The 13,696-nt window shown below is 71.2% G+C and carries 7 protein-coding genes; 4 read left to right on the forward strand and 3 right to left on the reverse strand.

Translation table 11 applies throughout. From position 1 onward, the window contains the following. Positions 1-2,763, forward strand: coding sequence for a substrate-binding domain-containing protein (locus AC068A_RS07140; protein ID WP_478581871.1), 2,763 nt, complete (start codon positions 1-3; stop codon positions 2,761-2,763). Beyond that, the gene (locus tag AC068A_RS07145) at positions 2,760-4,199 is read left to right on the forward strand and encodes an extracellular solute-binding protein (protein ID WP_478581873.1); all 1,440 of its coding nucleotides are present in this window, start codon (positions 2,760-2,762) and stop codon (positions 4,197-4,199) included. Before AC068A_RS07140 ends, AC068A_RS07145 begins: the two co-directional genes overlap by 4 nt. Before the next feature lie 336 nt (positions 4,200-4,535). On the opposite strand, the gene AC068A_RS07150 is transcribed toward AC068A_RS07145, so the two are convergent. Further along, positions 4,536-4,985, reverse strand: coding sequence for an SRPBCC family protein (locus AC068A_RS07150; protein ID WP_478581875.1), 450 nt, complete (start codon positions 4,983-4,985; stop codon positions 4,536-4,538). A gap of 571 nt (positions 4,986-5,556) precedes the next feature. Further along, positions 5,557-6,816: a S8 family serine peptidase gene (locus tag AC068A_RS07155; protein ID WP_478581878.1), complete on the reverse strand. Its 1,260-nt coding sequence runs from the start codon at positions 6,814-6,816 to the stop codon at positions 5,557-5,559. Positions 6,817-7,453: 637 nt separating this feature from the next. Here AC068A_RS07155 and AC068A_RS07160 point away from each other — a divergent pair. Together AC068A_RS07160 and AC068A_RS07165 are read left to right on the forward strand one after the other, a co-directional pair. Beyond that, positions 7,454-9,904 carry an Orn/Lys/Arg family decarboxylase gene (locus AC068A_RS07160; protein WP_478581881.1) on the forward strand — a complete coding sequence of 817 codons (2,451 nt, stop codon included), beginning with the start codon at positions 7,454-7,456 and terminating at the stop codon, positions 9,902-9,904. A gap of 1,275 nt (positions 9,905-11,179) precedes the next feature. Next, the gene (locus tag AC068A_RS07165; protein ID WP_478581884.1) at positions 11,180-12,112 is read left to right on the forward strand and encodes a MerR family transcriptional regulator; all 933 of its coding nucleotides are present in this window, start codon (positions 11,180-11,182) and stop codon (positions 12,110-12,112) included. An 85-nt stretch (positions 12,113-12,197) separates the two neighbouring features. Here AC068A_RS07165 and AC068A_RS07170 read toward each other — a convergent pair whose 3' ends face one another. Continuing rightward, on the reverse strand, positions 12,198-12,485 hold the full coding sequence (locus AC068A_RS07170; RefSeq protein WP_478581887.1) for a hypothetical protein: 288 nt from the start codon (positions 12,483-12,485) through the stop codon (positions 12,198-12,200). Between the last annotated feature and the right edge of the window lie 1,211 nt (positions 12,486-13,696).

Genomic DNA, 13,696 nt, shown 5'->3' on the forward strand with positions numbered 1-13,696 from the left:
GTGGCGCGCTTCGACCCCCGGGGGAAGGTGAACCGTGCGCTGCTCGTCGGAGTACCCGAATACGCCTTCAAACAGCCCGAGCACTCCACCGGCGTGCCCGGCGACCTCAAGGCGGTGGAGCACAACCTGGCCGGGCTGGAGAGGTCGCTGCGCGAGGGCGGGGTGTTCGCCGAGGACGGGATCACCGTCGCCCGGCCGCGTACCGTGGACGAGTTCGACCGTCGGCTGGGCGCCGCGGTCGACGCGGCCGAAGGACTGCTCCTGCTCTACTTCTCCGGGCACGGAGCGGTGCCCAGCACGGGTGACGAGCTCTGGCTGCTGATGCGGCGGGCGACCATCGTCCCGGGTGCCGAGTCCGTGTTCCTCGGTGCGGTGCCCTGGAAGAGCGTCCTCACCGTGCTCTCCCGTACGAGGGCGGAGCACGTGGTCGTCATCCTCGACTGCTGCTACGCGGGCAACGCCTCGGCGGCATGGGACGCGCTCGACACCGCGCAGCGGCAGCGGACCTCCCTGCTGATGAGCGTGCAGGCCAACAACCGCATCGACGCCGGCGACGACGACACGCCCACACCGTTCACCGGGCAGCTCGTCCGCTTCCTGCGCGACGGCCTGCACGGGCAGGGCGGCGAAGTCGGCTTCGACGAACTCGCCGACCGGCTCAGGGCCCACATGTCCGCGCACCACAGGACGCTGCGCGAGCCTCCCGAGCCGTGGGAGCCGCAGAGCCGCTCGGCCCCGGGCGCGGGCGTACTGCTCGCTGCCCCTTCTCTGCCCGGGCCGGACGCGCCCACGCCGAGTCCCCTCGGCGGCCCGGACGGGTCCGGCGACGGGAGGGCCTCCCCGCAGCCGGCCGGGACAGCCGGCGGCCCGCGGTCTTCCGAAGGCCGGGCCCCCGGCCGCATGCCCGGCCGACTCGGCCGACTCGGCGGGCTCGGCCGACTCGGCGGGCTCGCTCGACGCGGCATGGGCATCCAGTCGGGCCGCGGCCTGCCCGGGCCCCTTACCGGGCGGCGGCTGGCGGCCGTCGTCGGCGTGCCCGCGGCGGTCGCCGGCCTGGTCATCGGCGGCCTCGCCGTCCTCGACGGCGGCAACGGGGCCCCCTGCAGGCCGCCGCTCGAACTGCGGCTGCTTACCGACCCCGACCTCGAACCGACCGTCCGCAGGGCGGCGGAGGCGTACCTGACGTCGCAGGAAAACCTGACGGACGGCACGTGCAGGCGCAGCGGCATCACCGTCTACAGCGCCGGAGCCGCCGCGGCCGTCGCCGCGTTCAACCGGCAGTCCGACCCCTGGCAGCGGCCGGCGGGCGACGACAACAATCCACAGCGCGACATCGGCCCCCAGCCGGACATCTGGATCCCGGCGGCGTCCGCAGACGTGGACCGGGCCCGCTCCGCCACCACCGAGCGGACGTACGTCGAGCTGGGGCCCGACCCCGAGCCGTTCGCGTATTCGCCGCTCGTGCTCGCGGTTCCGCAGAACCTGGCGGCGGAGGCGGTCTCCGAGCGGGTGGGGAGCCTCGCGGCCCTGACCGCCGCGCTGAAGAACCGCGCCGGCATGCGGCGTACGGACCCGGAGTACACCGACGCGGGCCTGCTCGCGACCGTCGGCCTGTACGGCACGGGACAGCCGGACCCGGCCGCTGCCGAACGCAGCGTGGCCCAGACCGGACCCCCCTCCCGTACGGGCGCGGACCTGCTGTGCACCCTGCCCGACGACGACGCGGACGGTCGGACCGCCGCCCTGGTGCCGGAGTTCCTGCTCCACACCGGAACCGGCTGCGACAGCATGACCCGGGCGCGGCGGACGGCCGCGTACCCCACCGATGTCCCGGGCCTGAGCCCGACATTCGTACGCGTGCGCTGGCGGGGGGCGGACCGGGACAAGGAGGCGCGCAGCGATGCCGTGGAACGCTTCCACGGCTGGCTGACCGGCAAGGCGGCCCGGAACAACGCGGCCGGGAAGAACGGGGAGCAGGCGTCCGCGCCGGGGACCCGGGGCGGACTCGCCGTATTCGGAAGGGACGGGTTCCGGAGCGCGTCGGGCATCCACCGGCCCCTGGCCACCGGCATCGTCTTCAGCGACTTCGGTGCCCTGGAGAACCCCGGGCCGCTCACCGACACCGTCCTCCCGTCCGCGATGACCAAGGCGCTGAAGGACTACCGGGAAGCCAACGGGCCCGGACGGGTCCTTTTCCTGCTGGACTCGTCCGGATCCATGGGAGCCCTGTGGGAGGGGCCCGGCGGGGCGCCCGGCATCATCGGGCAGTCCCTCGCCGGGCTCGGCGAACGCGACGAGTACGGCGTCTGGGGCGTGGCGACCGAGCCGGGCGGCGGGCGGGCGTACAGCGAGGTGCTGCCGTTCGGTACGCACGAGCGCGAGCAGGCCCGGCGCACCATCGACGCCATGGCCAAGGTCAAGGACCTGGAGGCCGACCCCTACCGGGCGCTGGTCGCAGCCCTGGACGACATGGCGCGGCGCGGCACCGACGACCGCCACCCGCAGCTGATCGTCTACATCACGGACGACGAGGACAACCACCGGCTGACGGAGGACGGCCGCCTGGACACGCTGCTGGCGTCCGCACGGGAGAAGAAGATCCCGGTGGTCATGGCCTCGCTGGACAGCGGCGGGTGCGACAAGGGCAAACCGGATGCGGCCGTCTCGGAGGCGAGCGGCGGCCGCTGTCTGGACACCAAGGTCGATCTCGTCGCCCGGCTGCGGGACGAGGTCGCCAGGACCGGAACGGGGGGCGAAGGATGAGGCACGGCCTGCGACGGTGCGGCGCGTCCACTTCGGTGCTCCTCGCCCTCCTGCTCGCCGCCGGATGCGACGGCGGGGACGACCGACCCGGCGGACCGGCCGGCGGGCAGGCCGGCGGGCAGGTCGGACCGGGGGGCGCGGCCGACTCTCCGGGCGAGATCGTGCTGGCCAGCGGCCGGGACGTGACCGGCAAGGGAGGCATCCGCCAGCAGCTGATCGAGGCGTGGAACGCAGAGCAGGAGCGCAAGGGCTCCGGCTACCGGGCCCGGCTGGTCGAGCTGCCCGGCTCGGCGGACCAGCAGCGCAGCCAACTGCTCGGCGCGCTGCAGTCCGGCAGCGCCGAGTACGACGTGGTCAACCTCGACGTGACCTGGGTGCCGGAGTTCGCCGCCGCGGGTCTGGTCCAGCCGCTCCCCGACGAGCTGGTCGATGCCGACGTCGTCAAGTCCGTCGCGGCCACCGCCCGTTGGAAGGACAAGGTGTACGCAGTCCCCTTCAACAGCGACGTCGGGCTGCTCTTCTACCGCCGCGACTACCTGAAGAGCGCGGGAATCACGGACCCCGACCTCGGCAAGGGCACCCGCTGGCCCATGGTCCAGCAGCTGATCGGCGCCCTCGACGGCGCGGGCAGGAAGCTGCCCGACGCCTACCGCAAGGGCTGGACCGCGCAACTCGACGCGTCCTACGAAGGCCTCACCGTCAACGGCGTCGAGGCCTTCGCCTCCGCCACCGACGACTTCGCCCTCACCGACGGGGACGGCCGCTACACCGGTTCCGTGGACGGCCTGGCGGCGGGGCTGGACGAGCTGCGCAACCGCACGCAGGCCGCCTACACCCTGCCGGACGCCGTCCACTCCGACGAGGCGGACACCCTCACCGACTTCGCGGCCGGCCGCACCGCCTTCCTCCGCCACTGGCCGTACGCCTACCGCACCCTCCACCAGTCCTTGTCCGAGGAGCAGCTCGGCGTGGCCCCGCTGCCCGGCCGAGCGGTGCTGGGCGGCCAGAACCTGGCCGTGGCCCGGGGGTCGCAGCGGAGCACCGCAGCCCGGCAGCTCGTCGAGTTCCTGACCGGCAGGGAGAGCGAACGCTGCCTGCTCGACGCGGGTTTCGCGGCCACCCGGCTCTCCGCGTACGAGGACGACAAGCTGACGTGCAAGGCGGCGAAGCCGCCGGGCCAGGCCACCGCGGCCCCGACGAGCGAGCGCACGGACCGGATGCCACGGGACACCCACGGCCGCCCCGGCTACGCGCGCGACACCCTGCTGCCCGCACTGGAGAACGCCGTCCAGCGGCCGCGCACCCCTCTCTACGGTGCCTTCACCCGGACCTTCGCGGCCGAACTGGCACGACTCCAGGGCGACGACCCACCGTCCGATGCACAGCTCGCCAAGGAGCTCGACACAAGGCTGCGCAGAGCGCTGCCGCCGGGATGACCGTCCGCCGCCCATGGTGCGATCCTCCAAGGGGAGCGCAGGTGCGGGGGAGTGCGGGTCCGGACCGCGCGCGCACCGCCGGGTGGCCTGCCGGCGGACAGCTGCTCCAAGCCCTGGATGTCGACCCTCCGACGACCGTCCCGGCCGTCACCCGAGTGCTGACCGCTCTGGAAGACGGCCCTCCCTGACACTCGGAACGAGCGGCCCGGGCCGGTCGCCGTGATATCTGCGGCTGCCGGCCTTGGCGCGAAGCCGCGTGGGCTACGGCCGAGCAGTACACATCCGGCAGCCAGGCGGTGCGGGCGGTGCACCCGAAACGGCAGTTGCAGGCAGATGTCAGACGGTGCCGCGCCAGGCGCCGGTTTCGGCACCGCGTTCTTCGATGAAGTGCTTGAACCGCTTCAGGTCACCCTTCACCTGGCGGTCGACGAAGCCGAGCTTGTCACCGATGTTCTCGGCCATGCCCTCGGGGTCGAAGTCCATCATCAGCGTGACCTCGGTATGGGTGGGGTCGACGGGGCGGAAGGTGACGAGACCGGATTGCTCGGTCTGTCCTCCGAGGGTGACCCAGGCGACCTTCTCGTCGGGGATCTGTTCGGTGATCTCGGCGTCGAACTCCCGCTGAACGCCACCGATCTTGGTGACCCAGTGGGTGAGGGTGTCGGTACGCTGGTCAATGCGTTCGACGCCATCCATGAACTGGGGGAACGACTCGAACTGGGTCCACTGGTTGTAAGCGGTGGTCACGGGAACGTCGACCTCAATGGATTCCTTCACCTGTGACATGACACGTCCTGTCGATAGGCAGCGGGACCACCCGTCGGCGCTTGACGCGCCGACCGCGGTGGGGGGAAGGACGGTCCCTCCCACACCCCCGCCTGCCCGGATACGGGGCCCACACACACCAGCCGCCGGGGGCCTGACCGCAGCGGTGCAGCCGATGCGCGGCCGGCACGGGCACCGCCGGCCCTGCCGCTGCCGTCCGTGGAGCCCGCCGGCGTCTGGTCAAGGGCCGGCGCCACCACAAGGCCCTGGTCGCCGTCGCCCGCCGCAACAGCCCTTCCCGTCGCCGGCGACTGGGATTCCGTTCAAGCGTGCACCTTCCCTGACGACGAAATGGCCCTAGACAAGTCCCATCGTCCCAGGTCAGCGGCGCTCCTCGCTTCCTGGTCCCGGCCTGGAGAGCCCAGCCCGGCCCATGAAAGCGCGAGGCGGGCGTCCCCGTTCCGTGCAGTACACCGTGCCGCCGTCTGGGTGTCGCACACGGTGGCGTAGGGGAGCGTTCGGCCCGCCCTCCCCGTGGCGTGGGCGCGCACCGGTGCAGGTGCGCGCCCACGCCACGGTGCAGGTGACCGCCTCAGAAGGACGTGAGGTTGAGCAGACGCTCCTGGGTGGCGTCGCCGTCCTCGGAAGGCCAGGTCCAGTCGAGGCTGCCGGCGTTCTGCAGAGCCGTCTTGACGTCCTCGGGCTTTGCGTCGGGGTGGGTGGCCCGGTACAGCGCTGCGCCGCCTGCGACGTGGGGTGCGGCCATCGAGGTGCCGGACAGCGTGGTGTAGCCGCCGCTGTTGGAGGTGGAGAGGATGCACACGCCGGGCGCGATCAGGTCGATGTCGGCGCCGTAGTTGGAGAAGTCGGCGAAGGTGTCGTCCACGTCGCTGCGGCACGTCGGCTTGCCGAGGGCTCCCGGCTTGCCGTCGAAGTCGGCCAGGGCGCTGACGGTGATCACTTCGTCGTACGCGGCGGGGACCATGCCCTTGGCGTCGGCGTGGTCGTTGCCGGCCGCCACGGTGTAAGTGACGCCCTTGGCAACGGAATTGCAGATCGCCTTGTGCATGGCGTCGTTGTTGGTGTCGCCGCACTTGCCGTCGTCGGTGCCCGAGCCGCCCAGGCTCATGTTGGCGACCTCGATCTCGTCGGCGTGCTGGGTGACGTGGTCGATGCCGCAGATGACCGCCGCGGTGGTGCCGACGCCCAAGGGGTCGAGCACCTGAACCGGCCAGAGTCGGGCACCCGGTGCCGTACCGACCACCCCGGTGCTGTTGTCCAGGGCGCCGATGGTTCCGGCGACATGCGTACCGTGGCCGTGCCAGTCGTTGGGCGGCAGGATGGGCAGCCAGCAGTTCTTGCCGCCGGCCGTGTGCACATTGAGGTCGGGGTGGTTCGCCCTGATCCCGGTGTCGATGACGGCGACATCGACGTCCACCCGGGTGTCGACACCGTCGATGGCCGCTGTGGGGCTCTTGTCGGCCTCGGCGCGGTTCACACCGGTCGGGACCGTCTGAGCGGTGGCCTTTACCTGCCGGTCGGGCTCCACCGAACTCACCTGCGGGTCGGCGGCGAGGGTGGCTGCGACGCTCGCGCTCATGGACGCGGCGTAGCCGTGGAGAGCGTAGCGGTACACGTGCTGCACATGGGCGCCCAGGGTGGTGGCCTGCTTGACAGCCGCGTCCACGGCCGCGTCCATGCTGGCACCGTCGGGAGCGGCTGTGTCCTTGAGGGTCACGATGTACCGGCCGGGGATCACGTCGGCCTGCTGGGGTGCCTTGGCCACCGCCGGGGTCAGTGGTGCGGCCCCGAGAGCGAGCGCGAGGAGGGCAAGGGGGAAGATTTTGCGCATCCCATACCTTTCTTCAGGACATTGATAAATTTCGTAGCATGTCCGCTTCGCTACCGCGTTCACTGCTAGCAGGTTCGCGGCAGCAGCGGCAGGCCGACATCCGGCATTCACCGGATTCCCTGATCCCCTGTCAGCCTGGTGGTCCCCGTACGGCCTCGCTCCCGGTCGCAGCCGGCACCCCGCGGGCCCTGTTGCCAGGGCGCTCCGCCCACCATGGCACCCACGGCGCAAATCCGGGGCCCGAGCAGCGGTCACTGAATGGCGTGACGGCCGGGTGCCGACCGGTGGGGCTGCTGTGCTGACAGCGCAGCAGCCCCACCTGATCGCCGTCCACGGCCGGCCGGCGCCGACGGGGCCGGGTCTGACGTGGCCGGCGGTACCTGGAGCGCCAGGAGGAGTGTGTGCGGGACGCCGGCGGTCCGGACGAGCAGGGCCGGCGCACACCGGAGCAGCCAGGGTCAAGCCGCCGCGCCACCTGCGACCACCTGCGGGTGAACCCCGTTCGACGACCGCCTCCGGGACACGGCGGACGGCCACAATGGCGCCGTCGCCGGCACCCGGGTTCGCGCCGGCGGCCACCCACCACCACGCCCCGCCTCCAGGGGCGGGTATCCGCGACGGAAGGCGGACGGACCCCATGGCGAACGGCACGGTGCTGCTGGCACTGCGCGAAGACCCACTCGGCGGCGGAGTCAGCGCCGGACAACTGCGAAGGATCGGCAAGGAGTTGGAGAACCGCGGCCTGGAGCTGCGCTGGGCGGCCGACTCCCGCGACGCCCGGGCCGTCCTCCAGACCGAGGCAGGCCTCGCCGCCGCCGTGGTGGCCTGGGACCTGCCGCGCCCTTCCACAGGTCGGACCGGGGCCCACACCACACGAGCCGGAGCGGGCGCCGGAGCCGGTGCGGGAGCCGGCGTCGGAGAAGCGGACGACCGGTCCGGAGCAGCGCCCGAACGCGGTCGACGGTCCGGTGACGCAGCAGTGTCCACGGGCGGGGCCGAGGTCCTGGACCGCATCCGGCACCGCTTCAAGGACCTCCCGGTCTTCCTCCTCATGACCGACGGGTCCGACCACGACCTGGAGGGCCTGCCGCTGTGGGTGTCCGAGACCGTCGTCGGCTACATCTGGCCCCTGGAGGACACCCCTGCCTTCATCGCCGGCCGTGTCGCGGCGGCCGCCCACACCTACCGCAAGGACGCCCTGCCTCCGTTCTTCCGCGCCCTGCGCCGCTTCGACGACGCCCACGAGTACTCCTGGCACACACCCGCCCACTCCGGCGGCGTCGCCTTCCTGAAGTCCCCGGCGGGGCGCGCCTTCTTCGACTACTACGGCGAGCGCCTGTTCCGCACGGACCTGTCCATCTCCGTCGGTGAACTCGGCTCGCTGTTCGAGCATTCCGGCCCCATCGGCGACGCCGAGCGCAACGCCGCCCGCGTCTTCGGCGCGGAGCGCACGTACTTCGTCCTCCACGGCGACTCCACCTGCAACCGCATGGTCGGCCACTACAGCGTCACCGCCGACGAGATCGCCCTCGTCGACCGCAACTGCCACAAGTCCGTCCTCCACGGCCTGGTCGTCTCCGGAGCCCGCCCCGTCTACCTGGTCCCCACCCGCAACGGCTACGGGCTCGCCGGACCGCTGCCGCCCACCGCCACCGACTCGGCCGCGGTCGCCGCCCGCATCGCCGCCAACCCCCTGAGTGCCGACGCGGTCACACCCCGGCCCCAGTACGCCGTCGTCACCAACTCCACGTACGACGGCCTGTGCTACGACACCCTCGCCACGGCCCGCGCCCTCGCTCCGAGCACCCCGCGGCTCCACTTCGACGAGGCCTGGTTCGCCTACGCCCGCTTCCATCCCCTCTACAAGGGGCGGTACGGGATGGCCGTCGACCCGGACACCTTCGAGGACGCCGACCGGCCCACCGTGTTCGCCACCCACTCCACGCACAAGCTGCTCGCCGCGCTCTCCCAGTGCGCCATGGTGCACGTGCGGCCCGCACCCCGGGCCCCCGTGGAACACGACCGCTTCAACGAGGCGTTCATGATGCACGGAACCACTTCGGCCTTCTATCCCGGCATCGCCTCCCTCGACGTGGCGACCGCCATGATGGACGGGCCGCAGGGCCGGTGGCTGATCGACGAGGCCGTCACCGAGGCCGTCCGGTTCCGGCAGGCCGTCGTCCGCACGGGCCGCCGTATCGCTGCCGCCGGAGACCGGCCGGACTGGTTCTTCGACGTCTGGCAGCCCGAGCAGGTCACCGACCCGGCAACCGGTACACGCATGCCGTTCGCCGACGCGCCGGTGGCGCTGCTCGCCGAAGAGCCTTCCTGCTGGCAGCTCGAACCGGGCGCCGCCTGGCACGGATTCCGCGACCTGACCGACGGCTACTGCATGCTCGACCCCATCAAGGTCACCCTCACCTGCCCCGGCGTCACCGCCGCCGGCGAGACCCAGCCGTGGGGCATCCCCGCCCGCGTGCTCACCGAGTACCTGTCCACCCGCGGCATCGTGGTCGAGAAGACCGACAGCTACACCACGCTGGTCCTCTTCTCCATGGGCATCACCAAGGGCAAGTGGGGCACTCTCATGGACGCCCTGATGGACTTCAAGGCCCTCTACGACGGCGACGCCCCGCTGGACCGGGTCCTGCCGGCACTCACCGACCGCTTCCGGCGCCGCTACCGGAACACCAGCCTGCGCGACCTGTGCGCCCGGATGCACGAACACCTCACCCGCGGCGCCTTCATCGAAGCCCTGGACGAGGCCTTCCAGGAACTGCCCCGCCCGGTCCACCCGCCCCGGCACTGCTACCAGCAGCTCATCCGAGGCGGCACCGAACGCGTACGGCTCGCCGATGCCGCCGACCGGGTGGCCGCCGCCATGGTGACGGTCACCCCGCCCGGCATCCCCGTGCTGATGCCCGGTGAATCGCTCGGCAGCCCCGCCGGACCGCTGTTGCGCTACCTCGGCGCCCTGGAGGCTTTCGACCGTGCCTTCCCCGGCTTCGGCAGCGAGGCACACGGAGTCACGGTCGACCCCGAGACGGGCGACTACCTGATCGAGTGCCTCCGCACCCCGCAACCGTGAGCCGACCCGTCGAAACGTAGCCGGTCGAAGAGGAGGGCGACGCGGGTGAGTGACGGCGGGCGTACACATGGCTCCGAGGACCACGACGGCTGCGGTCCGCCCCGCCACCCACGCCGGGCGATCGGCCGCGCACCAGGACTACCGCGCGGACAGGATCATGACTGGCCTTCGGCCTCAGATCCCCGTCCTCGCCCGCCGGCTGCCCTGCAGGGGTCGGACCGCCCCCTGCAGGGCAGCAGCGGCATGTCCGCCGGACACTGCTACGTCGCAGTCTTCGGCCTCCTCGCCGCCCGCATCACCCGGCCGGCCCCGCCAGAGGCCGTCTGCGCCGCTTCACGGACGGCACCCGCGCCCGGCATCACCTGTACCTCTCGGGGGTGGAGCCGAGCAGCCGCTTACCTGAGCGGCCGGACGGCCCCCCGCACCGTGCTGCTCGTCGTCCGTCAGGCGCACAGCACGCCGTTACAGGTCCAGACATAGCCGCAGCCGCACCCCGACCAAGTCGAACTGCAGCCCAAGCACCAGCAGTCAACCTGGCAGCTGCTTCCGCGGTTGCAGTTGCACGTCGCGGCTGGCGCAGATTCTCCATCACCGCCGGAGACGGCGCCGCGGCTCGGTGTGCGCGCCGGCGTCGAGGAGGCGTTGCGGCCTGCACGCGACGCCCGCCTGCGGGCAGCGGGGTTTGCTCGACGTCGCCGGTTCCCTGGCCGCACCTGCTTTCCGCCACCGCATGTGGCGGAAAGCAGTGCTGGCACCCGGCTGAAGGGTGCGTACGAGGCGAGCGCCTGTCGATCTACCGCCGCCAGCCCGCCTGGGTGGGACGACTGGCTGACGGGGACCGCGAGGCACTCGATGCAGTCACTGACGCTCTGGCCGCCTATTACGAGATCGCCATAACACCTTTCACCGACCGCATGGGGGCCACACTGGACGCAGACCGCGCCTTGCGTGTGCGCACCATGGCACGCGCCGGGGTCGGCGCAATGCTGGCCGGTCTCCACCCGCGGGTGCGCTGGCGCGAACCGGTACCGGAACTCCCCGGTGCCCCCGGACAGGGCGATGCGTACGTCTTCCAGGCCGGCCCCTTACCGCGTCTACTTCAGTGCGGTGACCTGCAGGAGCCGGGAAACCTCCGCAACGGGCGCGCGGTGGCTCCCACGACCCCGACACGATCCGCCGCCGTCGAGCACCCCGTGATGGCGCCGGGCGGACCAGGGCAATGGACGTCGCCACCTGGGTTGAGTCTCCTGTAGGGGGAGACTCCAAGCTTGAGGCATGGAACGCGACACGCTCTATTCCATCGGGGACCTGTCTCGCCTGACGGGCCTGACAGTGAAGGCCATCCGGTACTACTCCGACCAGGACATCGTTCCCCCGACCGAACGAAGTCCAGCGGGCTACCGGCTCTACAGCGTCGACGCGCTGGCACGCCTGAACCTGGTCCGCACGCTGCGCGACCTCGGACTGGACCTGACGGCCGTACGGAAGGTGTTGGACCGGAAGGCATCCCTCGCGGACGTCGCGGAAGCACACGCCGATGCCCTCGACGTGGAAATTCAGTCCCTGCGCCTGCGCCGGACCGTACTGCGCGCAGTCGCTCGACGCGGACCCACCCCCATGGAGATGAACCTCATGCACCGACTCGCCACGCTCTCCCGCACCGAACGACAGCAACTGATCGTCGACTTCGTCGACGCCACTTTCGCCGAGCCCCACGCCCACCCCGAACTCGAGGCCCTCCTGCGCACAACCCTGCCGGACCTCCCCGACGACCCCACGCCCGAGCAGGTCGAAGCCTGGGTGGAGCTGGCCGAACTCTGCCAGAGCGCGCCGTTTCGGACGGCTGTACGCCGTGCGGCCGAGGCGCAGGCAGCAGACTTCTCCACCAGCGACATGGAAGGCCTGCACGAAGGCCTCAATCGGGCACTGCTCGAACGCATCGACGAAGCCGTAACCGCGGGCCTCCTCCCAGCCTCCGCCGAGGCCATTCCTCACACCCAAGCGATGAGCGACCTCTACGGCCACGCGTTCGCGAACGTCGGCGACGGTGACCTGCGCCGCTGGCTCCTCACCCGCCTGCAGACCAGCCCCGAGCCACTCGCTGCGTCGTACTGGAACCTCGTGGCAGCGGTGAATGGCTGGCCGGCATCACCCACCCTCACCCCCGTGCACAACTGGTTCACCAACGCCCTCTCGCGTCAGGCGTGAGCGGGCCGGAGGTTGGATGTTTCCGCCGAAAGGCTGATGATCGGTAGGTTGCGCCATCACGAAGACGCGAATTCTGAGGTTCGGCTTATACGCGGACGAGCAGGGGCTTGCATGGGTCAGGGAACTCGTCGGCCAGGCGGTTGGTCGTCGGATCGCCCGGATCGTCCAGGTGGACGTCGCACGCACCCATGCTCATAGCAGCCTGACGACCGCTCTTGCGGCGCAGCTCGCGGTCCTCACGCGCCTCCTGAACAGACCGGCTCAATGCCAGCTCGCGCTGCTTGGTCCGGTCGGCGCCGCGCTGAGTGAGCAGCGCAGCCCCAAGAGTTCCTGCAACGCCGACTACCGCAATCAGTGCCGCCCCCGTGTCCATGAGCAGCGCTTTAGGCTCCGAACAGTACGGCTGGAACCGGACTTGTCCCAGTCCTCGCCGCAGTTGCTCCGTACATCGACCAAGCGGTCCTCCGCGATCGGATCGCGGAGGAAGAACGGCAAGGGCGACACATCAGGGCCTTCGCCGAGGGTGGCCCCTGAATTGACCCGCCGGGCCGTGAGCGACTCCCGAACTCATCAACATCGATCAAGGGGCCGACTCACGCGGTGACTCCCGAAGCCGTCGACGAACGACTCCCGTTCTCGGGTACAGAGCCGGAGGACGATTCCGGCCTCAGTGATGCGGTTCCCGTAATAGCGGCGCCACAGCTTTTTCCAGTTCAGGTGGGGATGTTTGTAGCGAATCCAGAGAAGAATCTTCACCACGCCTACCAGCCGAGGTAGGAGAAGGTTTTCTTGGATGCGCCGTAGCGGATGACGGTCCGCAGCACCTCGTCCAACGAGAGCGAGGTCGTGCTTCGCCCCGTCAATTGGCCGGGTGCGAGGTGCCTGAGCGGATCTGCTGGCGAAGGCCGGTGGCCGTCTCCTGGGAGGGCGGCAGAGACGGGTGGCACGACGGGGGATGTGCTGTCGTGGCCCATTGCGGGTCGCTGGGTGCGGGCCGATCGGTTACCCGGTGCTGGCCTGGGTCGGCAGCTACCTGCTGGCCTGCACCGCCCCGGCGCGCGGTGACCACGGGGCGACCCGCGAGCTGACCGACCGGATGCAGCAGTGGGCTGACCCCCGCCGCGCCTCCACCGTACGGGTCTACGCCGCCCACGCCAGAGCACTCTCCGCCCTGGGACAAGGGGACTTCGAAACGCGGCCTGCCAGGAGACGATGCTCATCACGCCGTCGGGGACCCTGGCACGGTACGCTGCGCACGCCCTGTGGACCCTCATGGACCTGGTCGACGCGGCTGTCCGAACCCGGCCGCCACCGCCAGGCCCGGGACCACGCCGAAGCGGCCGGCGACGCCGGGCTGGACACGGTGGCCCGCATCCACCTGTACCACGGCGAGCGGCTCCGGCGCGGCGGAGCCCGCACGGAGGCACGCCACCACCTCACCGCAGCCGCGGAACCCTTCCGCTGGCTCAGCGCCACCTCGTGGACCGAACGGGCGAACCAGGAGCTCCGCGCCTGCGGTGTCCCCGGGCTCACAGCCTCGCCCGCAAGGCAGGCCGTGCTGACACCGCAGCAACGCGAAATCGC

This window comes from Streptomyces sp. NPDC043854, assembly GCF_056436005.1.

Excerpts from the sequence above, each read along its gene's own strand:
- AC068A_RS07145 (WP_478581873.1), top strand. The coding sequence starts at position 2,760 with ATGAGGCACGGCCTGCGACGGTGCGGCGCGTCCACTTCGGTGCTCCTC.
- AC068A_RS07150 (WP_478581875.1), bottom strand. The coding sequence starts at position 4,985 with ATGTCACAGGTGAAGGAATCCATTGAGGTCGACGTTCCCGTGACCACC.
- AC068A_RS07155 (WP_478581878.1), bottom strand. The coding sequence starts at position 6,816 with ATGCGCAAAATCTTCCCCCTTGCCCTCCTCGCGCTCGCTCTCGGGGCC.
- AC068A_RS07160 (WP_478581881.1), top strand. The coding sequence starts at position 7,454 with ATGGCGAACGGCACGGTGCTGCTGGCACTGCGCGAAGACCCACTCGGC.
- AC068A_RS07165 (WP_478581884.1), top strand. The coding sequence starts at position 11,180 with ATGGAACGCGACACGCTCTATTCCATCGGGGACCTGTCTCGCCTGACG.
- AC068A_RS07170 (WP_478581887.1), bottom strand. The coding sequence starts at position 12,485 with ATGGACACGGGGGCGGCACTGATTGCGGTAGTCGGCGTTGCAGGAACT.